The organism is Arthrobacter sp. C152 (genome assembly GCF_054890965.1).
Genome location: NZ_JBTZSU010000003.1, coordinates 180,653 through 207,296 on the forward strand (window position 1 = coordinate 180,653; position 26,644 = coordinate 207,296).

General features: G+C 68.5%; 23 protein-coding genes. 11 read left to right on the forward strand and 12 right to left on the reverse strand.

The genetic code is table 11. The annotated features are described in order from the left end of the window. Positions 1-31: 31 nt before the first annotated feature. On the reverse strand, positions 32-766 hold the full coding sequence (locus tag ACYSM9_RS03550) for a FadR/GntR family transcriptional regulator (RefSeq protein ID WP_461855623.1): 735 nt from the start codon (positions 764-766) through the stop codon (positions 32-34). Between the two features lie 192 nt (positions 767-958). Between ACYSM9_RS03550 and ACYSM9_RS03555 the strand changes: the two genes are divergently transcribed. From ACYSM9_RS03555 to ACYSM9_RS03565, 3 genes are all read left to right on the forward strand, one after another. Beyond that, a complete protein-coding gene (locus ACYSM9_RS03555) occupies positions 959-1,486 on the forward strand; it encodes a gluconokinase (RefSeq protein WP_461855624.1) in 528 nt (175 codons plus the stop codon). Between the two features lie 68 nt (positions 1,487-1,554). Continuing rightward, positions 1,555-2,958, forward strand: coding sequence for a GntP family permease (locus ACYSM9_RS03560; RefSeq protein WP_461855625.1), 1,404 nt, complete (start codon positions 1,555-1,557; stop codon positions 2,956-2,958). A gap of 99 nt (positions 2,959-3,057) precedes the next feature. Further along, the gene (locus ACYSM9_RS03565; RefSeq protein ID WP_461855626.1) at positions 3,058-3,882 is read left to right on the forward strand and encodes an SDR family NAD(P)-dependent oxidoreductase; all 825 of its coding nucleotides are present in this window, start codon (positions 3,058-3,060) and stop codon (positions 3,880-3,882) included. Between the two features lie 13 nt (positions 3,883-3,895). Here the strand turns inward: ACYSM9_RS03565 and ACYSM9_RS03570 are convergent, their stop codons facing one another. Both ACYSM9_RS03570 and ACYSM9_RS03575 read right to left on the reverse strand, forming a co-directional pair. After that, positions 3,896-4,651 (reverse strand): hypothetical protein, encoded by a 756-nt coding sequence (locus ACYSM9_RS03570; protein ID WP_461855627.1) that lies wholly within the window; start codon positions 4,649-4,651, stop codon positions 3,896-3,898. Positions 4,652-4,906: 255 nt separating this feature from the next. Then, the gene (locus ACYSM9_RS03575) at positions 4,907-6,316 is read right to left on the reverse strand and encodes an aminotransferase-like domain-containing protein (RefSeq protein WP_461855628.1); all 1,410 of its coding nucleotides are present in this window, start codon (positions 6,314-6,316) and stop codon (positions 4,907-4,909) included. On the opposite strand from ACYSM9_RS03575, the gene ACYSM9_RS03580 reads away from it, so the two are divergent. Next, a complete protein-coding gene (locus ACYSM9_RS03580) occupies positions 6,315-7,241 on the forward strand; it encodes a DMT family transporter (RefSeq protein WP_461855629.1) in 927 nt (308 codons plus the stop codon). The two genes, ACYSM9_RS03575 and ACYSM9_RS03580, sit on opposite strands and share 2 nt — an antisense overlap. A gap of 19 nt (positions 7,242-7,260) precedes the next feature. Continuing rightward, entirely contained in the window at positions 7,261-7,881 is a 621-nt protein-coding gene (locus ACYSM9_RS03585; RefSeq protein ID WP_461855630.1) for an FMN-binding negative transcriptional regulator, read from the forward strand. Between the two features lie 9 nt (positions 7,882-7,890). Here the strand turns inward: ACYSM9_RS03585 and rlmC are convergent, their stop codons facing one another. Further along, positions 7,891-9,018, reverse strand: coding sequence for a 23S rRNA (uracil(747)-C(5))-methyltransferase RlmC (rlmC, locus tag ACYSM9_RS03590; RefSeq protein WP_461855631.1), 1,128 nt, complete (start codon positions 9,016-9,018; stop codon positions 7,891-7,893). A 209-nt stretch (positions 9,019-9,227) separates the two neighbouring features. On the opposite strand from rlmC, the gene ACYSM9_RS03595 reads away from it, so the two are divergent. Together ACYSM9_RS03595 and ACYSM9_RS03600 are read left to right on the forward strand one after the other, a co-directional pair. Further along, on the forward strand, positions 9,228-10,676 hold the full coding sequence (locus tag ACYSM9_RS03595) for an amino acid permease (protein ID WP_461855632.1): 1,449 nt from the start codon (positions 9,228-9,230) through the stop codon (positions 10,674-10,676). A 75-nt stretch (positions 10,677-10,751) separates the two neighbouring features. Then, a complete protein-coding gene (locus ACYSM9_RS03600) occupies positions 10,752-11,525 on the forward strand; it encodes an IclR family transcriptional regulator (RefSeq protein WP_461855633.1) in 774 nt (257 codons plus the stop codon). Here ACYSM9_RS03600 and ACYSM9_RS03605 read toward each other — a convergent pair. After that, positions 11,507-12,253: an IclR family transcriptional regulator gene (locus tag ACYSM9_RS03605; RefSeq protein ID WP_461855634.1), complete on the reverse strand. Its 747-nt coding sequence runs from the start codon at positions 12,251-12,253 to the stop codon at positions 11,507-11,509. The genes ACYSM9_RS03600 and ACYSM9_RS03605 overlap by 19 nt on opposite strands. Positions 12,254-12,485: 232 nt before the next feature. Between ACYSM9_RS03605 and mmuM the strand changes: the two genes are divergently transcribed. Then, entirely contained in the window at positions 12,486-13,451 is a 966-nt protein-coding gene (gene mmuM / locus ACYSM9_RS03610; RefSeq protein ID WP_461855635.1) for a homocysteine S-methyltransferase, read from the forward strand. Positions 13,452-13,524: 73 nt separating this feature from the next. Next, entirely contained in the window at positions 13,525-13,875 is a 351-nt protein-coding gene (locus ACYSM9_RS03615; RefSeq protein WP_461855636.1) for a DUF3846 domain-containing protein, read from the forward strand. A 35-nt stretch (positions 13,876-13,910) separates the two neighbouring features. Here the strand turns inward: ACYSM9_RS03615 and ACYSM9_RS03620 are convergent, their stop codons facing one another. Both ACYSM9_RS03620 and ACYSM9_RS03625 read right to left on the reverse strand, forming a co-directional pair. Then, positions 13,911-14,399 carry a hypothetical protein gene (locus ACYSM9_RS03620; protein WP_461855637.1) on the reverse strand — a complete coding sequence of 163 codons (489 nt, stop codon included), beginning with the start codon at positions 14,397-14,399 and terminating at the stop codon, positions 13,911-13,913. A gap of 108 nt (positions 14,400-14,507) precedes the next feature. After that, on the reverse strand, positions 14,508-15,059 hold the full coding sequence (locus tag ACYSM9_RS03625) for a dihydrofolate reductase family protein (protein ID WP_461855638.1): 552 nt from the start codon (positions 15,057-15,059) through the stop codon (positions 14,508-14,510). 241 nt (positions 15,060-15,300) lie between these two features. Here ACYSM9_RS03625 and ACYSM9_RS03630 point away from each other — a divergent pair, with 241 nt between their 5' ends. After that, positions 15,301-15,750 carry a hypothetical protein gene (locus ACYSM9_RS03630; RefSeq protein ID WP_461855639.1) on the forward strand — a complete coding sequence of 150 codons (450 nt, stop codon included), beginning with the start codon at positions 15,301-15,303 and terminating at the stop codon, positions 15,748-15,750. 3 nt (positions 15,751-15,753) lie between these two features. Here the strand turns inward: ACYSM9_RS03630 and ACYSM9_RS03635 are convergent, their stop codons facing one another. From ACYSM9_RS03635 to ACYSM9_RS03650, 4 genes are all read right to left on the reverse strand, one after another. Further along, the gene (locus ACYSM9_RS03635; protein ID WP_461855640.1) at positions 15,754-16,662 is read right to left on the reverse strand and encodes a GGDEF domain-containing response regulator; all 909 of its coding nucleotides are present in this window, start codon (positions 16,660-16,662) and stop codon (positions 15,754-15,756) included. Beyond that, positions 16,659-19,742: a response regulator gene (locus ACYSM9_RS03640; protein WP_461855641.1), complete on the reverse strand. Its 3,084-nt coding sequence runs from the start codon at positions 19,740-19,742 to the stop codon at positions 16,659-16,661. The genes ACYSM9_RS03635 and ACYSM9_RS03640 overlap by 4 nt, the downstream gene beginning before the upstream one ends. Before the next feature lie 116 nt (positions 19,743-19,858). Then, complete coding sequence (locus ACYSM9_RS03645; protein ID WP_461855642.1) at positions 19,859-21,958, reverse strand: putative bifunctional diguanylate cyclase/phosphodiesterase; 2,100 nt, start codon at positions 21,956-21,958, stop codon at positions 19,859-19,861. A gap of 224 nt (positions 21,959-22,182) precedes the next feature. Beyond that, positions 22,183-22,452 carry a GlsB/YeaQ/YmgE family stress response membrane protein gene (locus ACYSM9_RS03650; protein WP_454484233.1) on the reverse strand — a complete coding sequence of 90 codons (270 nt, stop codon included), beginning with the start codon at positions 22,450-22,452 and terminating at the stop codon, positions 22,183-22,185. A 198-nt stretch (positions 22,453-22,650) separates the two neighbouring features. Between ACYSM9_RS03650 and ACYSM9_RS03655 the strand changes: the two genes are divergently transcribed. After that, positions 22,651-23,514 carry an HAD hydrolase family protein gene (locus tag ACYSM9_RS03655; protein ID WP_461855643.1) on the forward strand — a complete coding sequence of 288 codons (864 nt, stop codon included), beginning with the start codon at positions 22,651-22,653 and terminating at the stop codon, positions 23,512-23,514. 34 nt (positions 23,515-23,548) lie between these two features. Here ACYSM9_RS03655 and ACYSM9_RS03660 read toward each other — a convergent pair whose 3' ends face one another. Then, positions 23,549-26,629, reverse strand: a complete 3,081-nt coding sequence (locus ACYSM9_RS03660; protein ID WP_461855644.1) for a glucosaminidase domain-containing protein — start codon at positions 26,627-26,629, stop codon at positions 23,549-23,551. Positions 26,630-26,644 lie beyond the last annotated feature (15 nt).

The window sequence follows — 26,644 nt, forward strand, 5'->3', positions numbered from 1 at the left end:
CAGTCGACAGGCCGGACCGCGGGCGTCCGCGTTAATGCAGCCCCATGGCCTCCCGGACCTCGTCCAGGATGTGGTGCATGGCCCGTTCCGCCGCCGCGGTATCGCCACCGGCCACCGCGGCGGCCACATCCTCGTGCGCCTGCAGGGCCTCGTTGCGCGGCTTGAACGGCATGAGCCCCTGCTGCGTGCGGCTGGTCAGCACCTCGGCCACCATGCCCTCGAGCGCGCGGAACATCTCGTTGCCGCAGCTTCGCAGCAACAGCTGGTGGAAGGCGATGTCCGCGGCCAGGAACGCCTGCAGGTCACCCGCTTCGCCCAGGCGCCGGAGGTCTGCCGCTAGGGACACGAGCTGCGCGCGTTCGGCAGCGCTGGCCCGGCGTGCCGCACCGGCCGCGGCAATGGGTTCGACGGCGATGCGCAGCTCCGTGAGGCTGCTGTACTGCAGTTCCCGCCGGTCAGAGGCAAGCCGCCACCGCACCAGTTTGGGGTCGAAGACGTTCCACAGCGCCGGATCCTGCACCACGATGCCCACCCGCCGCCGCGAATAGACGAGGTTCATCGACTCCAGGACCTTCATGGTGTCCCGGGCGACGGTGCGGGAAATCCCGTACTCGTGCTGCAGCCCCTCAAGGGTGAGCCGGCTGCCCGGTGCAAGGCCGCCCGAGGCAATGGCTATCCCCACGGCTTCAAGGACCCGGCCCTGCATCGCAGGCAACAACCCCTCGCCGTGCACTTCATCGCCGTCCTGGACTGTCGCCGTCGACATTCTCTCCCCGTTCCGTTACGCGCCGGTGCGCCCTCCCAGACTACCCGCTGTTACGTCAAAGGTATGACTTGTGACACCAAAAGATAGTATTTATTTGCCAAAAAGGTGCTACCTTATTGCGTGGCCCACATCGACACCGGGCCCACAGCGAGCTTCTTCGAAAGCCAACGACGTCTTCTCCGGAGGTATGACATGCAGTATCCAGCCACGCATCTTGTGGTCATGGGCGTTGCCGGTTCCGGCAAATCCACCCTGGCGGCGGCCCTTTCCCACCAGTTGGGCTGGGCCTGCGCGGAGGCGGATGAGTTCCACCCCGCCGCCAACATCGCCAAGATGTCCCAGGGCATTCCCCTCGAGGATGAGGACCGGTGGCCGTGGCTGCAGGAGATCCGCGACTGGATGACCGCCAAGGCAGCAGAGGGCCAGAGCACGGTGCTCACCTGCTCTGCCCTGAAGCAAAGCTACCGGGAACTGCTGGCGGGCGCCGAAGGCCGGGTGCTCTTCCTCCACCTCGACGGCGGCGCCGACCTGATCGGCCAGCGCATGCAGGGCCGCGAGGGCCACTTCATGCCGCCAACCCTGCTGCCCAGCCAGCTGGCCACCCTCGAGCCGCTCACCGCGCAGGAGCTCGGCGCCGGCAGCCTGCGCCTCGATATCTCGCGCACACCGGACGAGCTGGTTGCCGCCGTCGTCCGGGCCCTCAATCTCCCCATCCGCTGATTCCCCACCCGCCAGGCGCCCCGGGCGTCCTGGCCCCCTGATCCCCAACCCTGTTTCAAAGGAGAACCATGACCATCGAAGGATGGACCCAGACGCTGGGCGCAGGACCGCTGCTGCTCATCGCCGCGGCAGCGATTCTTGTGCTGCTGTTCCTCATCATCCGGCTGCGGGTGCATGCCCTCATCGCGCTGATCCTCATCAGCCTCGCCACCGCCTTCGCCACCGGCATCCCCGCCAACAAAGTGGTGCCGGTCCTGGTGGACGGCTTCGGCACCACCCTCGGCACCGTGGCGCTCCTGGTGGGTCTGGGCGCAATGCTCGGCCGCATCGTGGAAACCAGCGGCGGCGCCAAGGTCCTGGCCGACTACCTGATCGGCGTGTTCGGTGAAAAGCGCGCCCCCTTCGCGCTGGGCCTCGCCTCGCTGATTTTCGGCTTCCCCATCTTCTTCGACGCCGGCCTGGTGGTCATGCTGCCGGTGGTCTTCGCCGTCGCCCACCGGCTGGGCGGGGGAGTGCTGCGGTACGGCCTGCCCGCCGCCGGCGCTTTCTCCGTGATGCACATCTTCCTGCCGCCGCACCCCGGCCCGGTCTCCGCCGCCGCCTTCTTTGACGCGAACGTGGGCCTGGTCCTGATCGCCGGTCTGCTCACCGCCATCCCCACCTGGTACGTCACCGCCTACCTCTACGGCCTGTACACCGGCAAGAAGCTCGTCCTGCCTGTTCCCGAACTCCTCGGCCACGCGAGTGCCGAGGCTGAGGCGCACCCGCCGAAGTTCCGCACCATCATCGGGCTGCTCCTGCTGCCGCTGGTCCTGATCTTCCTCAACACGGGCCTGAACACCCTGGCGTCCTCCGGCGCGCTGGACGAAGCCGTCAAGAAGGAAGAGTGGTTCCAGGTCCTCCGCACCATCGGCGAAACCCCGGTGGCGCTGCTGATCGCTGTCCTCGCAGCACTGTTCGTGCTGGGCACCCGCCGTGGCCGCGACGCCGTCACCATGGAGAAGCTGCTCGAATCCTCCCTGGGGCCTGTCTGCTCCGTCATCCTCATCACCGGTGCCGGCGGCATGTTCGGCGGTGTGCTGCGGACCTCCGGCATCGGCAAGGCGTTGGCTGACGTGCTCGGCAATGTGGGCATCCCGCTGATCCTGGCCGGCTTCCTGATCTCCGCCATCCTGCGCATCGCCCAGGGTTCGGCCACCGTCGCCCTGACCACCACCGCAGGCCTCATCGCTCCCGCCGTTGCCGCGGGCGGATTGAACGGCATGCAGGTCGCGGCCATGGTCATCGCCGTCGCCGCCGGTTCCGTGGTGGTTTCCCACGTCAACGACTCCGGCTTCTGGCTGGTGGGGCGTTTCTTCGGGATGGACGTCAAGACCACCCTGAAAACCTGGACCGTGATGGAAACGTTACTCGGCGTCATGGGCTTCGCCATCGCCGGCATCATCTTCCTGGTGGCCGGCCTGGCGGGCTGACGCTGCCTACTTAGGGGAGAGCGGCGCGGCTGGTGGGAACACCGGCCGCCCCGCCGTCGTTGTCCCCAAAGTCACCGCAACCCAACCAAAGGAAACCCCGTGACCCCTCGCACCATCGTGATCACCGGCGCCAGCGACGGCATCGGAGCAGCAGCCGCACGGACGCTTGCGCAGGCGGGGGAGCAGGTGGTCGTCGTCGGCCGGTCCGCAGAGAAGACCCGCGCGTTGGCCACGGAGCTCGGCGCGGACCACCACGTGGCCGACTTCGCCGAACTCGTGCAGGTCCGCAACCTCGCGGCGAAACTGAAGGCAAACTATCCGCGGATCGACGTGCTGGCCAACAACGCCGGCGGCATGATGGGCAAACGGACCATCACCGTGGACGGCAACGAGCTGACTTTCCAGGTCAACCACCTGGCGCCCTTCCTGCTGACCAGCCTCCTGATGGACACGCTCGCCGCCAGCCAGGCGAAGATCATCAACACCGCCAGCCACGCCAACTTCCACGGCAAGCTGGACCTCTCCGACCTCAACGCCGAACACAGCTACAGGACCTACCGCGCCTACGGCACCGGCAAGCTCGCCAACATCCTCTTCACGTCCGAGCTGCACCGCCGCTTCCACGACCAGGGAATCACGACGGCGGCCTTCCACCCGGGCGTGGTCCGCACCAACTTCGCGGCCGACTCCACCAGCCCCTTCCGGCATGCCTACAAAACGCTGCTCAACCGCTTCATGCTCAGCCCGGACCAGGGCGCCGACACCATGCTCTGGCTCATCAACGGCACCCCCGGCTCGGACTGGATCTCCGGCGCCTACTACGCCAAGCGCTCCCTGCCCAAGGCCAACGCCCAGGCCTACGACGCCGAACTGGCAAGGGGCCTGTGGGAGAAGAGCGAACAGCTGGTCGCCGCCCTCGTCTAGCCTGGCTCCGAAGCTACCTTTCGCAGGCCACGCCGTCGTGGTCGTTGTCCAGGCCGTAGATATCCCGTCCAATGACCTGGATCGGCCCCTGCACGTACGCGGGCCCATTGCCGCTGCCGCCGGCGCAATCGACATCCGAGGCGATGGGAACGCAGCCGGAGTAGTTCGGATCGCAGCCCTGGGCGGTGCCTGGCACGGGCTGGGCAACGGGTGCCGGGATAGGAGCGGCTTTGGCGGCTGCCGCGGCCGCTGCCTGCGCTGCTGCCGCTTCCTGGGCGGCCTTCGCCTGCGCGGCCGCGTCTGCAGCCGCTTTGTCTGCAGCAGCTTTGTCGGCTGCAGCCTTCTCAGCAGCTGCCTTGTCCGCGGCCGCCTTATCGGCCGCAGCTTTGTCGGCCGCCGCCTTCGCGGCCGCGGCTGCGGCAATCTTGTCCGTTACCCGCTTGGACTCGGCGGACTCGAGCCACACCAGCTTCCCCGATTCGTCCCGGGTGCAGACATACGTGGCTCCAGCCGACACCTGCTGGCTGTTCAGGGAGCTGCAGGCAGTGTTGGCGATGGGCGTTGGTGAGGGTGTAGCCGATGTCGTCGTCCCTGCGGCAGCGGTCAGCGATGCCTGGGTCCCGCCGCAACCAGTCAGCAGGAGCACGACGGCGGCCGCCGCCCCGGCGACCAGTGCCTTGTTTGCACCCTTCCGCAGGGAGTCCGGTACAGAGAGCGGCGCGCGTCCAGTGGGGCGAGTTGATCCGGAAATGGAGTGTTTCGTGTTCATTTGTCCCCCAAAGGTGGTGCCTGATGCGAAGTGCACGGTCAGCGTATATTCGCCGGCGGGGGGAGAACCGGTTAAGCGCCAATCTTGATGGATTCCTCGGGAGACCTTGCAGCGGCAGGCTTTGTTCCTGTCCGGCGCCCTTGGTGCGTGACGTAAAGGCGTAACTTATGGGTGCGGCAGCCGCTGCAATCCGGGCGGATTCCTGCGATGGCGGCGCCGCAACAGCCTAAAAGTCACGCATTTCCGCTACGCCTCCTACCCCTGCCGCGCCAGGGCCTCACCAATGATCCGGGCCCCCTCGGGGTACGCCCCCGGGTTCGGGCCCGAGTAGTTGAGCCGGATGAAGGCGCCGGCGGGCTCGGCCGGGAACCACTCGGTGCCGGCGGCGATGATCACTCCGGCGTCCTCGCACTCGCGCGCCAGCCGGGGCAGGTCCGTTGCGTCCGGCAGGCGCAGCCACAGGTTCAGGCCGCCCCTGGGCAGGGCGTCCACGTGCGCCTGCGGGATATGCTCGCGGACGCTGGTGGCGAGCAGGTCGCGGCGGGACCGGAGCTGGTCGCGGAGGCTGCGCAGGTGTGTCTGCCAGCCGGGCTGCGTGACAATGTCCAGGGCGGCAGCCTGCAGGAGTCCGCTGACGTACATCGACTCGGCCGCCCTGTGGGCGAGGATCCGTTCCCTGGCCGGTCCGCGCGCGATGACGGCCGCGATCCGGATGGCCGTGGAGACGCTCTTGGTCAGCGAGCGGATGTAGACCACATGGCCCGCGTCGTCCTGCGTGGCCAGGGGAAGGGGGTCCGACGTGATGCCGAAGTCGTGGGCCCAGTCGTCCTCGACCAGGAATGCTCCGTGCCGCCGGACCACCTCCAGGATCTCCGCGCCGCGGCCGCGCGGCCACTGCGCGCCGGTGGGGTTCGCGTAGTTGGGCTGGGCATAAAAGGCACGGGCGCCGGAGTCCGCGAAGGCCCGGTCCACATCGGCCGGGTCTGGCCCCTCCGGGCCGCTGGGCACCGGCACGATCCGCACGCCCGTCTGGGCTGCCGCGAGGATCGCGCCCCAGTATGAGGGCGATTCCATCAGCAGCGGCTGCCCGGCTCCCACCAGGGCGCGGAAGATGGAACTGAGGCCGCTCTGGCTGCCGGGCAGCACGATCACGTCGTTGGGCGTCGGGGGAGTGACTCCCACGGGCGTTGCCTGCCCCAGCTCCTGCGCGAACCACTGCTGCAGTTCGGGCATCCCGGCGGCGGGGGGACGCGACAGTGCGGCGTCCCCGCGCGCGGCCCGGGCCAGTGCCGACCGTACCAGCCGCTCGGGAAGCAGTTCCCGGTCCGGGTATCCGGAGTGGAACCCGATGGCGTCAGAGGGCACGGTGCGCATGGTGCTTGACGACGGCGGCAGGGCGGACGACGGCGACCGCAGGGCTGCCGTCTGCCAGCCGTAGTCGGAGGGCCGTGCCGTCCGGACGGCACGGACGAACGTTCCCACGCCGGGGCGGCTTTCGATCAGTCCCTGGGCGGTGAGTGTTTGCAGGGCCCTCTGCACCGTTACCGGGCTTGCCTGGTGTTCGGCCACGAGGGAGCGGGTGGACGGCAGCCGGGCGCCGGGCGCCGCACTGGAAATCCACTGCCTGAGTGCCAGGACGATCCGCATACTGCTATCGTTGTTCATGAAAGTACATAGTAGCGCTACTGCAATTTTTCGCCCAGTGGTACCACCCCGGACTGCGGCCGGCATCTGGTGGGGACTGCTCGGCGTGGCCGCCTTCTCCTTCACCGTTCCCCTTACCCGGGTTGCGGTGGAAGGCCTGTCGCCGCTGTTCATCGGCTCCGCGCGGGCCGTCGTCGCCGCCGTCCTGGCCGCCGGAGCCCTCGCCGCCACCCGGCAGCGGCTGCCCCGGCCCCGCACCTGGGCGAGGCTGGCCCTGGTGGCCGGGGGCGTCGTCGCCGGCTTCCCGCTACTGACCTCTTACGCCCTGACCGCAGTCCCGGCCGGGCACGGAGCCGTGGTCATCGCCCTGCTGCCCGCGGCCACCGCCACCGCCGCCGTGCTGCGAACCCGCGAGCAGCCGCCGCCCGCCTTTTGGGCCGTCATGGTCGTCGGGTCGCTGGCAGCCCTCACGTTCGCGTTCCTCCAGTCCGGCGGGATCGGGCACCTGCACCGGGCCGACCTGCTGCTGCTCGGAGCCGTGGCATGCGCGGCCCTCGGATACGCAGAAGGGGGCCTGCTGGCCCGTGAACTCGGCTCCTGGCAGACGATCGCCTGGGCCCTGGTCCTTGCCCTGCCGCCGATGCTGGTCCTGATGCTGATTGCCGCGGCCGGCCAGCCGCCGTCGGCCACACCTGTACAGTGGGGCGCCTTCGCCTACCTCGCGGTGGTGAGCATGTTCCTGGGCTTTTTCGCCTGGTACCGCGGCCTGGCCATCGGACCCATCGCCCGCGTCAGCCAGATCCAGCTCATCCAGCCGGTCCTCAGCATCGGCTGGGCGGCGCTCCTGCTGGGCGAGGCCGTCACCTGGACCACCATCATCGGCGGCCTGGCCATCATCCTCTGCGCCGCGGCTGCTGTCCGCGTCCGCCTCAACCCAACGCCCTGACCACCCAGAAAGGACTCCCATGTACATCCCCGCCCATTTCGCCGCCGGTACCGACGCCATCCGGCACCTCCTCACCCGGCCCGGCGCCGCCAACCTGGTCACCGCAACGGACCAGGGACTGCTCGCCACCCTCCTGCCGTTCGCCTATGACCCCGCGGTGGGGGAGCACGGGGCGCTGCAGGCCCACATGGCGCGCAACAATCCGCACTGGTCCGCGGCCGCACACGGCGAGTCACTGGCCATCATCCAGGGTCCGGACGCCTATATCTCGCCATCCTGGTACCCCGCCAAGGCCGAGCACGGCCGCGTGGTCCCCACCTGGAACTACAGCACCGCCCACGTCTACGGCAGGTTGGTGGTCCATGACGACGCCGGCTGGCTGGCCGGGCATGTCCGGCGCCTGAGCGACCTGCATGAGGACGGCCGGGCGCACCCCTGGAGCGTGGACGATGCACCCGCGAAGTTCATCGCGGGTCAGCTGCGGGCCATCGTGGGCGTGGAGCTGGTGATCAGCCGCATCGAAGCGAAGGAAAAGCTGAGCCAGAACCGCTCCGCCGCCGACGCCGCCGGAGTCGTTGCGGGGCTGCGGGCCGGTGGGCAGGAAGCCAGCGCGGCCGCCGTCGAACGCGTCCGGCGTTGAGGCAGGAGGTCAGGCGGTCCGCTCGAGCAGGATCATCACCTCGTAGTGCGTGGTCTGCGGGAACATGTCCAGCACGCGGGCCCGCCGCGCGGTGTAGGAGGGGAGCGCAGCCAGGTCGCGGGCCAGGGACTGGGCGTTGCAGCTCGAGTAGACAACGTGCTGCACGTCCGAGGACTCCAGCCAGCCGCACAGCTCCTTGCCGATCCCGCGCCGCGGCGGGTTCACGATCACCAGGTCCGGGGACTGCGTCGCGGCGAGGGCGAACGCGGTGGCGTCCCCGGCCTCGAAATCCATGCCATCAAGTCCCGCTTCGTCACTGCTGAGCCGGGCGGAAGCGATGGCTTCGCTGCTGGCCTCGATGCCGGTGACGGTCCGGTCCGGTCCTGCGCTGTGCAGGGCGAAGCCGCCCACGCCGCAGTACAGGTCCCAGACGGACTCCGGAGCGAGTTCGTTGACCCACTCGCGCCCCTGCCGGTACAGTGCGGCGGCCATGTCGGTGTTGGTCTGGAAGAAGCTCTGCGGGCGGAGGTGCAGGTTGATGCCGTTGACCCGCATCTGGAGGGTGGACTGCTCCGTGAGCAGGATCTCCCGGTCGCCTTCCAGCACGGCTTTGTGTTCCGGGAGCAGGTTGACAGAGACCACCTTCACCTGCGGCAGGGCGGCCAGCAGGTCCGGGAGGTTCTTCCGGATGCGCGGCAGCAGCTGTTCCGAGCGCAGCACAAGGCGGAGCATGATGTCGCCGTCCGGCGACTCGGTGATAATGACGTGCTTGAGTTCGCCGCTGCGCTTGGGCACATCGTAGGGGGTGAGGCGGTTCCTGCGGATGAAGCCGGCCAGCACGGGGAAGACGGCGCGCAGGCCCGGGGAGCAGACGCCGCATTTGCGCAGGTCAATGCCGTGGCCGTCGGCATCCAGGATGCCGATGGTCGGGTTCTGCGCGGTCCCGCCGATCACCATCTTGGCCTTGTTGCGGAAGCCGGACTCCTGGCTCGCCACCGGCGCCAGCCATTGCAGGTCCCGGTGGTCGGCGAGGAGGGTCTGGCAGTGCAGCTGCTTGCCGGCGAGTTGCTCCCCGTAGGGCCTGCCCATGTGGGTGCAGGAGCGGCAGCGGCCGGCATCGAAGTAGGAACAGTGCATGACCGGACAAGTTTACCCGGTCGCCTTCCGGGCTCCCCTCCCAAGGTGCGACGGCGGCACGCGGCCGGGTGCCGCCGTCGCACCTTATGGCCGGGCACCGAAGTAACGCTGTGCAATATGTGCATGAAGAAATGCCTTTAATGATGGAAAGTTCGGCGCCCGTGCTAGTTTCGCTAGGTCATCGTGCTTTTGTTCGTCTGGAGACACCCGTGGAACCCACACCCCTCACGCTGGATCCCGCCCCGGCCAAGCCCCAGGTGGAGTCCGCACTCCGCCGTTCCATGGGGCCCCGGCACCTGGTGATGATCGCCATGGGCGGCGTCATCGGATCCGGACTGTTCGTCAGTTCCGGCTACACCATTTCGCAGGCCGGTCCGCTTGGGGCCGTGATTGCGTACCTGGTGGGCGCCTTCGTGGTGTACCTGGTGATGGCGTGCCTGGGCGAGCTGGCCATCGCCTACCCCGTGTCCGGCGCCTTCCACATCTACGCCGCCCGTTCCATCGGCCCTGCCACCGGCTTCGCCACCGCCTGGCTCTATTGGCTCTGCTGGGCTGTTGCCATCGGGTCCGAGTTCACCGCCTCCGGACTGCTGATGCAGCGCTGGTTCCCGGGCGTGGACGTGTGGGTCTGGTGCCTCGTCTTCACTGCCGTCCTATTTGGCCTCAATGCCGTGTCCTCCCGGTTCTTCGGCGAATCCGAGTTCTGGTTGGCGATCGTCAAGGTGGCCGCCATCATCGCCCTGATCGTCCTGGGCGGGGCCGCGCTGCTGGGATTCCACCCGCTCGCCAGCGGCGGGTACCCGCACCTCTTCGGAAACTTCGCCACAGAGTCCGGCCTGTTCCCCAACGGTTTCACCGGCGTCCTGGTCACCGTGCTCGCGGTCTTCTACGCCTTCTCCGGCTCCGAACTCATTGGCGTGGTGGCAGGCGAGACCAAGGACCCCGCCACCGCCATTCCCCGGGCGATGCGCTCCACCGTTATCCGGCTGCTCATCTTCTTTGTCGGGGCCATCACGGTCATCGCCGCCACCATTCCGTACAGCGAAGTGGGACTGGACGAAAGCCCGTTCGTGACGGTGTTCTCCGCCGCCGGCCTGCCCTTCGCCGCGGACATCATGAACTTCGTCATCATCACCGCGCTCCTGTCCGCGGGCAACAGCGGCCTGTTCTCCTGCGCCCGGATGCTCTACTCACTGGCCGATGAGGGCCACGCCCCCGCGGCCCTGAAGAAGGTCACGCGCCGCGGCATTCCCCTCACCGCGCTGGCGGTCAGCATGGTTGGCGGCGTGGCGTCGCTGATCAGCAGCGTGGTGGCCGCGGAAACTGTCTACCTGGTGCTGGTGTCCGTGGCAGGCTTTGCCGTGGTGGGGGTCTGGATGTCCATCACTGCCTCGCACTTCTTCCACCGCCGGGCCTTCATCCGCGCCGGCGGTGACGTGGCGGCGCTTCCGTACAGGGCGCCCCTGTTCCCGCTCGTGCCCATCCTGGCGTTCGCGCTCTGCCTGGTCTCCCTCGTCGGCATCGCCCTGGACCCGGCGCAGGCACCGGCCCTGTATTTCGGTGTTCCCTTCGTCGCCGCCTGCTACGCCTACTTCCACGTCCGGCACGGGCGCAAGGCCGTCCCGGCGAAGCAGCCGCCGTCGTCGTCTGTTTCCTGATACCCGGCGCCGACTTCGCCCGCAGCCGCCGTGGAACAATGGGGCGTGGTGTTGGCCGGGAAGGGGTGCATGGGCGTGGATTCTTCATCCGTCGAGGCGTCGTCCCTGGCACAGGGCCTCCGGATCGTGCGGCTGGTGGCCGACCGCGAGAAGCGGGGGCGGCAGTTGCTGGGGGTGTCCCAGCTCGCCGCGGAACTGGGCATGGAACAAAGCCGGGTGTCCCGGCTGGCGCAGGAACTGTGCGACCTCGGGCTCCTGGAACGCGCTGACCGGGGACCCTTCCGCGCCGGCCCGCGCTTCTTCGGCCTCGCTGCCTCGCTCAATACCGGGTGGGTCCGCCAGGGCAGGGCCGAGCTTGAGGGGCTCGTGGCCGCCCTGGGGCTGCGGGCCAGGCTCTCGGTCCGGGACGGCTTCCGCGTGGTCCTGCTCCGGCATTCGAGCAATGACTCGATGCCCGGCAGCTTCGTTGCCCCCGGCATGGTCACGCCCGCCTGGTGCACCGGTGCCGGCAGGGCGCTGCTGTGGGACTTTGACCGGGCCGCGCTGGACAGCCTGCTGGCGGACGTGAACTTCATTGGCATCGGCGGCCCGGGTGCCGCCCACTCCACCAACGGCATCTGGGAGCTCATGGAACGGGACCGGGGCACGGGATTCATTGCCGCTGACGAGGAGTTCGAGCACGGGGTGCTGGAGCTTGCGGTGCCGGTGCGGGCCGCCGAAGGGCCCGTCATTGCCGCGCTCAGTGTGCTCGGGAGCCGTGCCGGGGTATCGCCGGGTCCAGCGGCGGAGGCCCTCCGACGCTCGGCCGAACGTTTGGGCGCCCTGGCGGCTCAGGCCTGGGGCGAATAGCCCAGCCTGGACTCCAGCCACCGGCCCCGCGCGATGAGCGCCGCGGCGCACGATTCCCGGCGCGGCTGCAGCCTGTCCTTGATTCCGACAATCTGGAGTGCCGCGGCCACCTCGCCTTTGAAGTCCCTGACGGGGACGGCCAGGGAGTAGAGCCCGGGCTCGGCTTCCTCATCCACGATCGAATAGCCGCGGATCCTCGCCGCTTCCCGCCGGGCCAGGAACTCCTCAACGCTGTCGGGGGTATTCGGGCCGTGGCGGACGAAGGCGGCATTCGAGAAGACGGTGCTTACTTCTGCTTCCGAGGCTTCCCACAGGACTGCCTGGCCGGCGTCGCTGCAGTACGCGGGGTAGGGCCGGCCCAGCCAGGAGCCCACCAGGTTGCTGCCGGCGGGGACGCTCTCGCCGATGGTCACCGTACTGTCACCCTGCCGCACCCCCAGAAAGCAGGCCTCACCGGTCTCGGCGGACAGGGCGTCCAGGGCGGCGGCGCCGTCGGTCTGCAGCCGGTTGGCGGTGATGAGCTGGGCGTCCGTGAGGAACTGCCAGTCCAGGCCGTAGGTGCGGCCGCTGCGGGCAAGGAAGCCTTCCTGCCCGGCGGTGCGCAGGCTCCGCGAAACCTGGCTGCGGTCCTTTTCCAGGTCCGCCGCGATCTCAGCCACGGAGCCGCCCGGACGACCGGCAGCGTGGCGGGCGCCAACGGCCAGGACGGCCATGAGTCCGCGGCCCATACTGGAGGTCTTCGGCATGGCTTCGAGTCTAGCGAGCCAAGCGTAGGCCCGGCGTTCCGGGTATTCCGCAGGGTCACCGTACGGCCGGATCGCCGGAACGGTGCGGGGACGCCGGAGCGCTCCGGCTTCCCGGGCACTCTTCCGGCGACTCCGCCGCATGGCACCGTTCCAAGCGCGGGCAAGTGGGACGTAACAGTCACTTTGAGCATGAAGAGATGCTTATAGTGATCAGATGCTTCCCACTCTCTCGCTGTCCGCCGTACTTGCCTCAGGTAAAGCCATCATTTCCGACGGCGCCCTCGCCACGGAACTGGAGGCGCGCGGCTGCGACCTGAATGACCCCCTCTGGTCAGCAAAGGTCCTGCTGGAGCAGCCCGGCCTGATCCGGGATGTGCACAGCGACTACTTCGCCGCCGGCGCCACCATCGCCACCACCGCCAGCTACCAGGCCACGCCCCAGGGTTTTGCGGCCCGTGGGATGAGCGGGCCAGAGGCCCTGGAACTTGTGGGGCTGTCCGTGCGCCTGGCGCAGGAAGCACGGAACCTGCACCTCGCCCGCCGGCCGGACGCGGGGCCGCTGCTGGTAGCCGGATCCGTCGGCCCGTACGGCGCGTTCCTCTCTGACGGGTCGGAGTACCGCGGGGACTATGTGCTGACCGACGGGGAGTTCCGGGACTTCCACGCTCCCCGCATCGAGGCCCTGGCGCAGGCCGGCGTCGATGTCCTGGCGTGTGAAACGCTGCCCTCCTTCGCCGAAGCGGAGGCGCTGGTGGCACTCACCGGGGAACTCGGCGTCGACACCTGGCTCTCCTTTTCGCTGCGCGACGGCGGCCACATCAGCGACGGCACTCCACTCGCGGACGTGGCGCGGCTCGTTGACGGGCAGCCCCATGTCGCTGCGGTGGGCGTGAACTGCGTGCCGCTGCACCTCGTCACCCCGGCGCTCTCGGCCCTGGGCCTGCACACGGACAAGCCGCTGCTGGCCTACCCGAACTCCGGCGAGGCCTATGACCCAGGCACCAAGACCTGGCGGGCCGGCGATGCCGGCGCGGCGGATGCACCATCGGGCCTCGCCGACGGGATCCATACCTGGCGGGAGCACGCTGCGCGCATCATCGGAGGCTGCTGCCGGACCAGCCCCGGTGACATCGCCGCCGTCGCCGCCGTCGCACGAGCCCCGCGGCCGCCGGCCGGCTGATTGCGGGCCCGAATACCTTCCGGCTGGGAACACGGCAGTCTCCCGGATGTTAATCCCAGTGGAGAGACGAACCATGGACAACAGAACTTACCTAGCACTCGTAGTACCGGCAAGCACCGCCGAAGCCATCCGCATCGAGCAGGTGGAAGCGAACCGTGAAGGCCTGGAGGCCCTGGTGGGCGGACCGCTTGAATCCGTGATCCGCGGCGACTGGCACGTGTACCTGAACGCCGAGAGTGTCACCAGGCTGCTCCCGGTGAATTTCCGGGCCGGGCAGCTGCTGCATGAATGCGGCCTGGACCTGGACGGGATCCGCGGCACTGCGGTCTTCCTGGGCCGCGGGGAACACGGGACCGAAGCGGACCTCCCGGACCACCTCGCCCGGCTGGCGGAGGAACTTTTCGGGGCGCCGCTGGCCGCCTAAAGGCCGCACGGACAGCCGCGCCCCGAAACGGGATGTCAGCCAACGGCAGCGCAGACGTCCGTCACAGTGCCCGAACCGGTAAACATGCCGCCAACTTCGCGGCCCTTCTTATCCAGCGTCCAGCTCACAGTCCCGGTGGTGAAGTAGAGCCCGGCAGGATGGCCGTTTGCCTTGGGAACCGTGATGAGGTTCGGTCCAGTCGCTGTCACAAACTGGCCGCCATCGGCGAGGTTCTGGACCATCGTCACCCCGGTGACGACATAGCTGGCCGAACCGCCCGGACCTGTGACGGTGACTCCCAGGTCGGGGGCGGTCAGGAACTGGCGGTCGCCGGGGAGGTTGATGACGCCGATCTTCCCGGCGGCCTGCAGCTCGGCTGTGAAGCCAGGGCAGGCCGCTGTGAAGGAAACATCAATCGGCTCGGGGACGGCACCGGCCGCCGAGGCTGCCGGTGTCGACGCGGCCAGCGCGCCTACGGCAAGGCCCGTCGCCGCCAGTCCACGCGTAACGCTGTTCGTCTTCATTGGATTTCCTTTCGCTGTGTGCGGTGGGTGCACCAAGAATCGCGTTTCGCGCTTAAGCCGTCCTTAATTGGCTCTTCGTCCCTCGCCGGATGCGGCGTTGTGGCGAGGTTACTCGCCGCGCAGCCCGTAGGTGCTCAGCACGTTGCCCTTGCTGGTCCGCGACTGGTCCTGCAGCACCAGGCGGGTCAGCGGGTCGCCGTCCTGGAACAGTCGGCGGCCACTGCCGGCAATCACCGGATGGGTCATCAGCGTCAGCGAATCCAGCAAACCGGCGAACAGCAGCTGCCGCACCACGGAGATACTGCCACACACAGCGATCTCGCCGCCGTCGCGCTCCTTCAGCCCGGCCACGAACTCCTCAAGCGGCGCGTCCATCAGCTGCGAGTTTTGCCATTCCAGCGGCCCGGACAGCGAACGCGACGCCACGAACTTTTCCACCGGGTTGATGAAGCCGGCGAAGTCCTCATCCGTGGAGGCCGTGGGCCAGTAGCCCGCCCACTCCTGGTAGCTGACGCGGCCCAGCACCACGGTATCCACGGTGTTGATCATTGTGGTCAGGCCCTGTCCCAGCTCCTCGTCGAAGCTGTCGAACTGGAAGTTGAAGGGATCGGACACCACGCCGTCCACGGAATGGAACAGGCCGGCGGTCACCTTGCGCATGGGAGTCTCCAAGAGTCGAGCGGACAGGGTTTACGGTATGCGCCTACGCTATGCGCGCAGTCCCATTCCGGGAAGGCTTTCGGCACGTTAAATCCCGTGTCCCGGCCCCGGATAAGGCACGACGGCGGGTGCCCACGTTATGTTCATCACTCGCCGTGGCGTCTTGCACAGTTTCGCCCGGGCCGGGCTTCATACTTGTCATTGAACGGCTCTCGCCGTCCCCCGGCCAGGCAGGAGGATCATGGAAACCCTCAAAAAGATCGTGACAAACCAGTACTTTCCCGCCGGAGCCGTCCTTACCGCCGTGCTGCTGTTCTGGGTGGTGGGCATGCTCGGCGGCCTGTCGCTCCTGAACAACAGCCAGCCGCCGCTGACCACCCTGACCTGGATGCTGTTCGTCTACTCGGCCGCGGTGCTCACCCCGCTGGCCGGCCTGTGGGCGGTAGTCGACCTGCTCCGCCGCTGGAGGCGTGACCGCGGTGCCACCTCCGCACCCGCCACCCACGCTGAACCTGCCGCAGCCGCTGCCGTACCGGCGTCGGACCCTGCCCTGCCGGCTCTCGCTGGTGCGCAACCTGCCCAGCCGAAGGCACCGGCCCAGCCGTCCAATGCCGCCCTCACCACTGCGGGACGCCTGCCCGGCCAGAAACGTCCCGGGCAGAAGAAAGCCGGCGGAAACAAAGCCGCGTAGCGCTTACCGGGCCAGCATCACCCGGTTCCGCCCGGCGGCCTTCGCCGCATACAGGGCTGCGTCGGCTTCGCTCAACAGGGTCTCGGCACCCACGGCGTGCCCGGCGCAGAACGCCGAAATCCCGGCGCTGAGCCGCAGCTGCCCGGAAGGATCGCCACTGTGGGGTATGGCAAGGCCCCCTACCGCGCTGAACGCCCGCTCCATGGTGGCCTTTGCCCCGGCGGCGTCCTGGCGGGGAAGCAGCAGGAGGAATTCCTCGCCCCCGAACCTGTAAACCCCGTCGGTCTTGCGCACCTGCGCCGCCAGCGCTGATGCCACCGCCCGCAGAGCCAGGTCCCCTGCCTGGTGGCCGTAAAGGTCGTTGTAGCTCTTGAAGTTGTCCACGTCGCACATCGCCACGCTGTACTCCTCGCCATAGCGGGCGCTGCGGGCGTGCAGTTGCTCCAGGTCCTCGGAGAGCTTCAACCGGTTGTGCAGCCCGGTTAGGGGGTCGGTCCGCGCCTGCTCGGAGAGGACTTTGCGGTAGTGTGCGAGGTCAGCGTGCAGAGTGGTGATCCGCAGCGCCACCAGGAGCCTTGCCTGCAGGACGAACGGGTCCAGCGGCTTGGTGACGTAGTCGTCAGCCCCTGCCTCAAGCCCGGACAGGACGTCGTCCCGCGACCCCTGCGAGGTCAGCAGCACGATGTACGTGTACAGCTCAGCCTCTTCTGCCCGGATGGCACGGCAAAGCTCCATCCCGTCCATCCCGGGCATCATCCGGTCGGTGACCACCACGTCCGGCCGGTGCGCCTGGAACAGCGCCCAGGCCTCGTCGCCATCCGCAGCGGCCATGCAGTCATGCCCCGAGCGTTCGACGGCGGCCCTGGCCACCAGGAGCGACCCCGGATCGTCGTCCGCCACCAGTACTTTCATTGGTCCCCCTCCGTTACGGCCACCAATTCGGCGTCCAACCGTCCCAGCTCAGCTTCAAGAAGCCCGATGAGCCCGGCCGCGTTGCCGGGGTCCCCGCTGCGGCCCAGTTCTTCCAGGTCGGCACAGAGGGAAGCCACTGTGACTGCGCCGATGTTGGCCGCGGACCCCTTCAAGGCATGCGCGGCGTACGTCAGGGCGTGCCGGTCGCCGGCCGGTGCTGCCCGCAGCGCCGCCAGGCGCACCTGGCTGTCCCGCCGGAACGCCTCCACAGTCGCCATCAGCAGCGCGCCGCCATCGCCCTGGCCAAGCTCCCGCAGGACCGCGAGCCGGTCCGGGTCCAGTGCTCTCTGCCGGTCCTCGGCAACCGCCGGGCCGCCCGTGACGGCCAGCGGCTGCGGACGTTGCGCGGGAACCCAGCGGTTGAGCGCCGCTTCCAGGTCCGCCGCATCCACCGGTTTCGACAGGTAATCGTCCATCCCGGCGGCCAGGCACCGTTCCCGGTCACCGTCCAGGGCTCCGGCGGTCATGGCAATGATGGGCAGCCGGGTAGCCCCGCCCCGCCCGCGGATCTCGCGGGTCGCCTCGAAACCGTCCATCACGGGCATATGGCAATCCATCAGGACGGCTGAATACCTCGTTGCGGCCGTGGCAGCGACTGCCTCGGCGCCGTTGAACACCACGTCCACGTCGTAGCCGAACTTGCCCACAGTGGCGCGGGCTACCAGCTGGTTCACTTCGTTGTCCTCCACCACGAGGATCCGGCCGCGGTGCCCACTGTGGGATTCCGGCTGCTCCGCCAGGGCGGGGACCGCACCGCTCCCTGGTCCTGCACTGCTCGTTGCTCCTGTGTCGCTCCGTGGTCGGGGCGCCGCCGCACTCGTGGCCATCAGGCGGACCAGCCGGTTGTAGAACTCCGAGCTGCGCACAGGTTTCATCAGCCACTCGCGCACCCCGGCGGCGGCAATGTCGGCCGCATTCACCTGCATGGTGGACGTGAGCATGATCAACTCCATGTCGGCCAGTTCGGGGTCGGCCTTGATGCGCCGGGCGAGCTCGAGGCCGTCGGTACCAGGCATGCAGAAATCCAGGACCGCGAGGTGGAAGGGTGTACCGTACCGGCGCGCGGCGAGGGCGAGTTCCATCGCAGCGGCAGCGTCCGGTACGGACTCTGGCTGCAGGCGCCAGCCGCGGAGCTGAGATTCGAGCACCAGGCGGTTGGTGGCATTGTCGTCCACCACCAGGGCGCGAAGGCCAGTGAGGAAGCCCGCGGCCGGCACCGGGTCGGTGGACGGCGGCGCCACCGGCAGCGGCAACTGGAACCAGAACGTGCTGCCCCGGCCCGGCGCGCTGTCCAGTCCGATCGCACCATTCATCACGGCAGTCAGGCGGCGGCAGATGGCCAGGCCCAACCCGGTCCCGCCGTAGCGGCGGGTAGTGGAAGCATCCGCCTGGGAGAAGGACTCAAACAGTTTCCCGTGGTGCTCGGCCCCGATGCCAATCCCGGTGTCGCGGACCTCGAAGTGGACTGCCGCGGTGCTTCCCTGGGAAGCGCCGGGGTCCGTCGTCGTGACCCGGATGGACACCTCCCCGGAGGCGGTGAACTTGACGGCGTTCGAGGCGAGGTTGAGCAATATCTGCCGGATCCTGCCGGAGTCGCCCTGCAGCCGGGCAGGGACGTCCGGCTCGCAGTAGGCGATCAGCTCCAGGTTCTTGGTGAGCGCCGGCTCCGCCAGCAGACCGGCAACTTCCTCTACCAGGACCCGGGGGTCGAAGGGGCGGATGTCCAAGTCAACCTTTCCGGCCTCGAGCTTGGAGAAGTCCAGGATGTCGTTGATAAGGGCCAGCAGCGACTCCCCGGCGCCCTTGACCCCTTGGGCATACTGGCGTTGCGTTTCATCAAGCCCGGTTTCAAGAAGCAGCCCGGTCAGGCCCACCACGCCGTTCATCGGGGTGCGGATCTCGTGGCTCATCGTGGCCAGGAATTCGGATTTCAGCCGGCTGGACTCCATCGCCGCTTCCCGGGCCGCCTCGAGTTCCCTGGTGCGGACCGCCACCTCATTTTCAAGCCCGCCGGTCAGGCTGATGTTCTCGAAAACAATCAGCACCTGCCTGACCAGCACGGACACCAGCACCGCGGCACCCGCCACAAGCAGGAACGGATCCAGCTCCTGCAGGTGGGGCCCTGCGAACAGGAGCACGGCCACAAGGAGGGGAACGTATGGAAGCAGCTCCAGCGCCAGTGTGTACCCCTTCCGGTCCGGCCCCGGGTGCTCCGCGTACGGCGCGGTGTTTTGTGCGTCCCGGGGGCCAGGCGCTGCGGCAATCAGGAGGAACGCGGCAATCCAGCCCAAGGCGAGGGGCGACCCGGTGGTTCCGGTCACGCCGTCGAACGTCATGCGCACGTAAACACTGTCTGTCACCGCCAGCACCACCATTCCGCCGCCGAAACACAGCCAGGGCAGGCGCTCGCCCGGCTGGCGGCGCATGGCCAGGACCAGCACCAGGGAGGTGATCACCAGGTCCACTACGGGGTAGGCCATGCCCGTGAGGCGGGTCAGGAGGTCACCCACGGAGTTGAAAGCCGGGCCGAGCGCCGTGTACCAGCTCACCACCAACACCGAACCGGCGATGACGACGGCGTCCATCACGGCCCGGACCAGCGCCACGGGGGTGCCGGCACGCCGTTTGAACGAAAACAGCGCAGCGACGGCGGGCACCGAATAGCCAACGAACAAGGCATCCGCGATGGAAGGGAACGGGTAAACATGGTCGTTAAACAGGCCGGAGAACGCGTAAATTGCCATGCCGGCTGCCCAGACGGACGAAGCCACGGCCATGAGAGCCCACGCCCTGGCATTGGGCCCGCCGCGGGCTGCAGCACGGGCACAGCTGAGCGCGGCCGCCAGGGACGCCGCCAGGATAAGGAAATCGCCGGTAACGAGGGCAACGGGAGTGCCGTTGTTCGCTGCAAAGAACAGTCCCAGAACGGCCAGCAGCAGGGCCGCCGGCACGGCCCGCCGCCGCAGCTGCAATGTGGCGGTGCGGGCAGGACCGCGTTGCAGGAAACCAGACCGAGACATGCTTCCCCCTTTGGTGCGCCCGAAGCCCCGAAAAAGCACGGACGGGGCCCGCCGGGAGACCACGGCGGAGGTGCGCCCATATGATATCGCGCGCACCTCAAGAAAAGGTGGGCTTGTCAGCGGTCCTTAAGCGCGTTCAGCGTCTCTTCCGCGTGGTCCAGGGCCTGCGCGAGCCGGTCTCCGGGCTCCGGCAGCGAGAACAGGAACCCCTGCAGCGAATCGCACTCCAGCGCCGTGAGGTAGTCCGCCTGCGCCGGGGTCTCGATCCCCTCCGCCGTCACGGTCAGGCCCAGGCTGTGGGCCATGTTGATCATGGAGCTGAGGATGGGCAGCCGTTCGTTGCCCGTGCGCACCATCGACACGAACGTCTTATCGATCTTGACGGTGTCCACGGGCAGGTCCTGGAGGCGGCCGAGCGATGAATACCCCGTGCCAAAATCATCCAGCGCCACGCGGGCGCCCGCGTCCCGCAGCGTGCTGAGCTGGCTGATCAAGCTGCCGTCGGCGTCGAAGAAGACGCTTTCCGTCACTTCGAGGACCAGCTGGTAGGGGGCAACTCCGCTCGCGTCCGCAAGCCGCAGGACCGTCCCGGCAAAATCAGGGTCCTGCAACTGGACGCCGGATACATTGACCGCCAGGGACCGCGACGGGTCCTCGCCCAGCCATTCCGCCAGCTGCACCATGCCGGACGCCATCACCTCGGCACCGATCTCGCTGATCAGTCCGGTGCGCTCGGCGAGCGGGATAAAGACCGACGGCGGCACCCGCTCGCCGCCGCGGTCCCACCGGGCCAGCGCCTCCAGCTGGATCACCTGGCCCCTGCGGTGCGAGACGATGGGCTGGAAATCAACGGTGATCTCGCCCCGCTGGACGGCAAGCTGCAGCCCGCTTTCCATATGGGTGCGCTGCACCAGCGCCTGCATCATGTCCGGGTGGAACCGCAGGAACCGGTTCTTCCCGGCCGCCTTCGCCGCGTACATCGCGATGTCCGCGTGCCGGAGCAGTTCCGACGGGCCCACACTGTCCTGGCCCAGGGACGCCAGGCCCAGGCTGAGGCTGGGCCGGAGCACGGTGCCGCCGATGGTCACGGGTACGTGCAGGCAGCGCACTATGCACTCGGCGATGTCTTCCACATCGGGGCAGGCGGTCAGCAGCACCACGAACTCGTCGCCACCCAGCCGCGCCACCACGTCCGCCGTCGGGACGCAGCCGCGGAGCCGCCGGGCCACTTCGATGAGCATGTCGTCGCCTGCCTGGTGGCCGAGGATGTCGTTGACTTCCTTGAAATCGTCGAGGTCCAGGAGCAGCACGTCCACACTCTTCAGCCGCGGCTCCTGGAGTGAGCCCGCCAGGGCGTCGTTGAACACGGCCCTGTTCGCCAGCCCCGTGAGCGGGTCCTGGAAGGCCATGGCCCGCAGCTTTTCGGCCTGGGCAGCGAGGTCCAGCATGGCCTGGTGGGCCTGCTCCTGGGCCTTCCGGCGTGGCGTCACGTCACGGAAGCTCCAGACCCTGCCCACAATGTTCTCGCCCACGCGCTGCGGCCGTGAGTAGCGTTCAAAGGTCCGGCCGTCCCTGAAGTCCACTACGTCGTGGCTTTCGGCGGCGGGATCGTTCTGGACTTCCCCGAGCCGTGCCAGGAAGGTGGCAGGGTCAGCCACCTGCTCCACGATGAGCCGCATGGCAGGTTCCTCGCTGTCCGCTTCCATGAGTTCGGGAGGGATGCCCCACATGGTGAGGAACTGGTCGTTGAATCCTGCCACCCTGCCGTCGTTGCTGATCACCAGGATGCCGTCCGCGGTGGATTCCAGTGTGGCGGTCAGGAGGGACATCGCTTCGCGGAGGTTGGTGTCGGCTGCTTTGCGGTGCGCGGTGCTGCGCGCCGACAGCAGGAGCCGCGGACCGGCCTGGCCGTGGGCGGGTGCCTCATCCGGTGCGGGCTGGGGGAGCAGGGCGGCGGCCACCTCGGCCGAGAACTGCGTTCCGTCGCGGTGCAGCCCGGTGATCTCCCGCGGCTGGGGCAACTCCCGTGGCTGGTCCAGCAGCAGCCGGAACAGCTCTTCCACCTCGCCGCGCGACGCGTCGGCGAGCAGGGAGCGGTGGTCGAGTCCCGTGAGCGACCCCTGGCTGAAGCCGAAGAGCCGTGCTGCCGCGGCGTTGGCTGCCATGATGGTGCCGGAAGCGTCCAGCGCTAAAAGGGCATCGGGACTCGCGTCCACGATTGTGCCAAACGATTGCTGTGCCACATGGTCGCTACGGCCGTGAAAACCGGTCATTGGAACACCCCCTCGCCATCATAATTGGCATCTGCGCAAAGTGGGGGAGTCAAAGCGGGAAGTACTGCCGAAGATGGTTGAAGAGGGTCGTCCGGGGTGGGCCCAGCGCATGAAAAAGCGCCGTCCTCCGTTGGAGTCCGGCGCTTTTCGCTAATGCGTCTGGGGTGCTACACCCGGCGCCCGCTGCGGTTGGTGACTGCCCCGTAGATGAGCAGTACGACAATCGAGCCGAGGATGGCCAGCAACCAGGTCCTGAGATCGAAGAATTCGGCCAGTCCGCCGCCAAAGATCAGCGATCCGATCCAGCCGCCAAGAATGGCCCCTACAACGCCGAGGACCATGGTTATCACCCAGCCGCCACCCTGGCGTCCCGGGAGGATTGCCTTTGCGATAGCGCCGGCTATCAGGCCCAAAATGAGAAATCCGAGAATGCCCATGTTGTCACTCCTTGTCAGTAAGTTGTGCCGGGTCCCCCTACTCCGGTTCCCTCATTCAATCAGCATGCTTACTTACCTGCAAGGGTTTGAATATCACAGGATGACTATCGCTTTGGCGGAAATTCCCCGTCTTTCGGTGAGAACAAAACAGGCTGCCTAGTATTGGGTATCCGCGATCCTCGACCAAGGAGCCCCGGCATGCCCAGCCACGCCCACCGCCCGCGAGCCGTATTCCTGGACATCGACGGCACGTACGCCGACCACGGACTGGCTCCGCGGGCGCACGTGGACGCCGTCCGGACCGCGCGGGCGCGGGGCCACCTCGTCTTCGTCTGCACGGGCCGGCCGCTGTCCATGGTCCCGGACCATATCCTGGAAGCAGGCTTTGACGGCACCATCACCGGCGCCGGCGCCCGGGTGGAAATGGACGGGGAGGTGCTCAAGGACACCCGGTTCGAGCCCGGAACGGCCCGGCTTATCGTGGAGACCCTGGACGCCCACAATGCCGCCTATATCCTTGAGGCTCCCGAGGCCCTCCACGCCCGCGCCGGCATGGACCAGCGACTCCGCCAGGTTCTCGCCCCGGTTTTCGCCGGACGCGCCGCGCACGACGGCGTCCTGGTGACCGACGTCGACCCGGTGGAGGACATCCTGGGCCCGGTGCAGTACAGCGATGACCTGCGAGGAACGTCCTTCGCGAAGATTTCCTGCTTTGACGCACCGGTGCCGCTGGCCGGGCTCATGGACGCCCTGGGACCGTCCGTGGGGCTGATTCCCAGCTCACTGTCCGCGTTGGGCGACGGCGCCGGCGAGATCTTCATGGCGGGGACCCACAAAGCCGTCGGCATCCAGGTGGTGGCTGACCGGCTTGGCCTGGACCGTGCGGACATCGTTGCTATCGGCGACAGCGCCAACGACATTGAAATGCTCGAGTATGCCGGCATTGGCATCGCGGTGGAGGGCGGCCACCCGGCAGCCCTCGCCGCTGCCGACAGGGTCACCGCCGGACCGGCCGGGAACGGGGTTGCCCTGGCGTTCGCCGGGCTGGGACTGCTGGACTGAGGTCCCGGCAGCCGGGGCTGCCGGGACCCGGGGCCTACTGTGCCCGCTCGATCAGTTTCATGACGCCGGTCAGCGCCGCCGCGTAGGAAGGGTCGGTGGCGTAGCCGGCGGCCGCCACGGCGCGGGCGAACGCGTAGGGGTCGTCCGTGTGCCCGAAGGCGGGCCGGTACCGGCTGTTGTTCCGCAGGAACCTGCCGTGATCGGCGAAGGACTCCTCCGCCGTCGCGTAGGCGCGGAACCAGTCCATCACCACGTAGTCATACCTTCCGTCCGGCCGCGGGGTCACCGAAATCACCTCGGGGAACTTCCCGTTCGGGTGGCTGAGCACCTCCCTGGTCCTGAGCAGCTGCCGCTGTGGTTCGGGGATGTTGGCCTTGGCTTTGATGCCGAAGAAGTTGAACCGCGGTGCCTTCTTGCCCCACCCCGATTCCAGTGCGGCCTGTCCCAGCGTTACCAGCCAGGGCACCCCATGGCTCTGCTGGCCCCGCTGCGCTTCCGGGGCATAACGGCGGACGAACTCACGGACGTGGACCGGCACCTGTCCGGCCGGCCGGGATGGGGCAGGCGCGGGCGGTGCCGGCGCGGTGCCGCCGCCCAGTCCGGGAACCGGTCCCTGGAACAGCGGGCTCGGGTTGCGTGCCCCCTCCCAGCTGAGGTCCACGTGGATGTGGTCGGTGTGTTGGTTGGCCTGCTTGTACGGCCGCCAGCCCTGTGCCCGCAGCGCCCAGCTCCACTGGTTGTGGTTCCAGATGATATAGGCCACCTGCAGTTCCACGGCGTTGCTTTGCATCCACGCGATGTAGGCGTCCGCCTGCGCCTTTTCCGCCGGCCGGTCAACGCGCGCGTAGAGGTCGATGGACCGGCCCTCGCCGTGCAGCGAGGGGGTCCCGGACTCGGTCTTGCGGCAGTTGAACGTGCCGGCCTGGCGTCCGGTCAGGCGCCGCCACTGGTCCGCCATGGCCCGCGCGCCGGGCTGCTCGCCGGTGGCACAGCGCACGAACGTCCCGCGCACCACGCGTCCCGCGGCCCGGTCGGAGGTCTGCGGGGCGGGGCTGGGAGCAGGGTCCGCCTTCCGCGCTGCCCGGTGCGCGTTGAGGGCAGCCAGCGCGGTGGCCGCGGCGGCGCCTGACAGGTAGGTCCAGGCCGTCCAGGTTCCCCGGACATCGATGTGCGCGAACGTTGCGCCGATTCCGACGCCGATGCCGTCGCCCAGGACGTCCACCGCGGCCTTGGCGATGTCCAGACCGGACATCCCGGCCACGGTGACGTCGGCCGCCTGCCCGCTGCAGTGCCGGCTCAACGTGGGCTTTTTCGGCGGCCGCGCGTTGCTGTAAACGGCGACGTTCCGCTCCCAGGACCGGTAGCCGGAGGTGATCCGCACGGGCCGGCCCACCCGGTCCCGCAGTTTCTGCAGCGCGGCCACCAGGGCGGGAGAGATGCGGGCCTTTTCGGCGTACTGGTTGCCGCTGAACACCAGTTCCCCGACGGTGAAGTTGGGGGAGAGCTTCCGGCTGCGTACTGCCGCTCCCGTCTCAAACAGCGGCAGCCCGGTGCCGTGGGGGTCCCAGTGTTCCTCGCCCTTGCCGGTGCGGCCCGAGGCCGGGCTCAGCGAGGCCCCGGACGGAAAGACTTCGTCCTCGCCGATGTCCTGGGCTTCGGCTTCCGCCGCGGCCAGTTCCCACTCGCCGGTTTCGGCCTCCGAGGCTTCGCCGGCCTCCGCCGGCATTCCGTCCAGTCCAGCTTCATCCCCGCCGGCTTCGTCCCCGCTGGCTTCAGTTGCGGCGGGCAGGGGTGCGGAGGGTTCGACGGCGGCCTCCGCCCCGGGCGTTGCGGGGCCGGCTTCGGTTTCGGCAAACCGGAAGCCGGTTCCGGCAAAGAACAGGTCCTCCTCGTCCTCGGCCTCCTTCGCCGTGGTGCCGGGCAGGGGCGATGCCGCGTCAGAGAGGAGGCGCCAGCCGAAGCGCCGGGGGATGTCGTTGTGCGGCACATGGGTGGATTCCACCCGGAAGGATGCCGGCGCGCCGGCGGTCTTCAAGGCCCTGGCTACCCGCTCACTGTTCCGGGCGGTCGGCTCACCCGGCCGGTACACCACCCGCAGGGCGCCGCTGCCGCCGGCCACCCGCCGTCGTGCCCATTCAATCAGCGCGGCAGGGTCCGAGTAGAGCGCATCGAAGGAATGGACTTCATCGGGATCGGTGTGCCGCAGGATGGCCATCAGGGGAGCCCCGCCGCCGGAGTGCGCGGTGAGGATCAGCCGGCCCGGCGAGGCGCTGCAACCGGTCTCCCGGTTGAACGCCGCCAGCGCGGTGGCTACCAGGTTCTGCAGCGCACCGGGCTTGGTCAGTTCCGGGAAGGAATAGCCGGAGCCGCTGGCGCCGCCGAAGTAGTGGCCGCGGGGGAGCACCGCCAGGGTGGGGGCGGTGCGGCCGGGCGTGCCGGGCTGTCCTGGATCGGCGAAGTCCAGGCCGCTGGCGGGTTCCTTGTCCCGGACGATGTTCATCTTGCCCCGTTTGCCGGAGTAGCCGTGCAGGTGGACCACTACGTCGACCTTCTGGACGCCGGCGGGCATGGCGTTCCATTTCAGCAGGAGGTCCGGGCTGGTCCCCCGGTGCGCCCGCAGCTGGGGCAGGTGGTCCACCACCAGTCTTCCGGCGGCAAGCCCGGGGGCCTCGCCGGCCTCCGCCGGAGCCCCGGCTTCGATGCCGGACGGCAGTTCCGCTTCCAGCGCTCCGGTGGCCAGGTCCTCCTGCACCTCCCACGTGGAGGCCTCTGCTTCCTGCAGGTCCGCCGCTTCAGCCCACGCCTGGTAGGCGGAGTCCTCCTGCGGGCCCCAGGCCAGGTTGTCATACTCCTCGCTCGACCCCGCCGTGTCCTCCCCGCCCAGCCGGGTGCCGTCGTCGGACAATGCTTCCGTCACGGCCGGCTCCTCCGCCTCCCACAGCGCCTCGGTGGGCGCAGGCTGGTCCAGGTCCTCCTGCGGGTGGTCCTGCGGCTGCTCCCCGGCACCGCCGCCGAAGGAAAAGACGTCCTGCTTGACGGGCCAGGCCGGTTGCTCCTGGTGCGCGGTGCCGTTGCCGTTGACGGCGAACAGCTGTGCCACTGCATAGTCCTCCATGGCGTGGTCCCCCGT

Coding starts and splice junctions, on each gene's coding strand:
- ACYSM9_RS03550 (WP_461855623.1), bottom strand. CDS start 766: ATGTCGACGGCGACAGTCCAGGACGGCGATGAAGTGCACGGCGAGGGG.
- ACYSM9_RS03555 (WP_461855624.1), top strand. CDS start 959: ATGCAGTATCCAGCCACGCATCTTGTGGTCATGGGCGTTGCCGGTTCC.
- ACYSM9_RS03560 (WP_461855625.1), top strand. CDS start 1,555: ATGACCATCGAAGGATGGACCCAGACGCTGGGCGCAGGACCGCTGCTG.
- ACYSM9_RS03570 (WP_461855627.1), bottom strand. CDS start 4,651: ATGAACACGAAACACTCCATTTCCGGATCAACTCGCCCCACTGGACGC.
- ACYSM9_RS03580 (WP_461855629.1), top strand. CDS start 6,315: ATGAAAGTACATAGTAGCGCTACTGCAATTTTTCGCCCAGTGGTACCA.
- ACYSM9_RS03575 (WP_461855628.1), bottom strand. CDS start 6,316: ATGAACAACGATAGCAGTATGCGGATCGTCCTGGCACTCAGGCAGTGG.
- ACYSM9_RS03585 (WP_461855630.1), top strand. CDS start 7,261: ATGTACATCCCCGCCCATTTCGCCGCCGGTACCGACGCCATCCGGCAC.
- rlmC (WP_461855631.1), bottom strand. CDS start 9,018: ATGCACTGTTCCTACTTCGATGCCGGCCGCTGCCGCTCCTGCACCCAC.
- ACYSM9_RS03605 (WP_461855634.1), bottom strand. CDS start 12,253: ATGGGCCGCGGACTCATGGCCGTCCTGGCCGTTGGCGCCCGCCACGCT.
- mmuM (WP_461855635.1), top strand. CDS start 12,486: ATGCTTCCCACTCTCTCGCTGTCCGCCGTACTTGCCTCAGGTAAAGCC.
- ACYSM9_RS03615 (WP_461855636.1), top strand. CDS start 13,525: ATGGACAACAGAACTTACCTAGCACTCGTAGTACCGGCAAGCACCGCC.
- ACYSM9_RS03620 (WP_461855637.1), bottom strand. CDS start 14,399: ATGAAGACGAACAGCGTTACGCGTGGACTGGCGGCGACGGGCCTTGCC.
- ACYSM9_RS03625 (WP_461855638.1), bottom strand. CDS start 15,059: ATGCGCAAGGTGACCGCCGGCCTGTTCCATTCCGTGGACGGCGTGGTG.
- ACYSM9_RS03630 (WP_461855639.1), top strand. CDS start 15,301: ATGGAAACCCTCAAAAAGATCGTGACAAACCAGTACTTTCCCGCCGGA.
- ACYSM9_RS03635 (WP_461855640.1), bottom strand. CDS start 16,662: ATGAAAGTACTGGTGGCGGACGACGATCCGGGGTCGCTCCTGGTGGCC.
- ACYSM9_RS03640 (WP_461855641.1), bottom strand. CDS start 19,742: ATGTCTCGGTCTGGTTTCCTGCAACGCGGTCCTGCCCGCACCGCCACA.
- ACYSM9_RS03650 (WP_454484233.1), bottom strand. CDS start 22,452: ATGGGCATTCTCGGATTTCTCATTTTGGGCCTGATAGCCGGCGCTATC.
- ACYSM9_RS03655 (WP_461855643.1), top strand. CDS start 22,651: ATGCCCAGCCACGCCCACCGCCCGCGAGCCGTATTCCTGGACATCGAC.
- ACYSM9_RS03660 (WP_461855644.1), bottom strand. CDS start 26,629: ATGGAGGACTATGCAGTGGCACAGCTGTTCGCCGTCAACGGCAACGGC.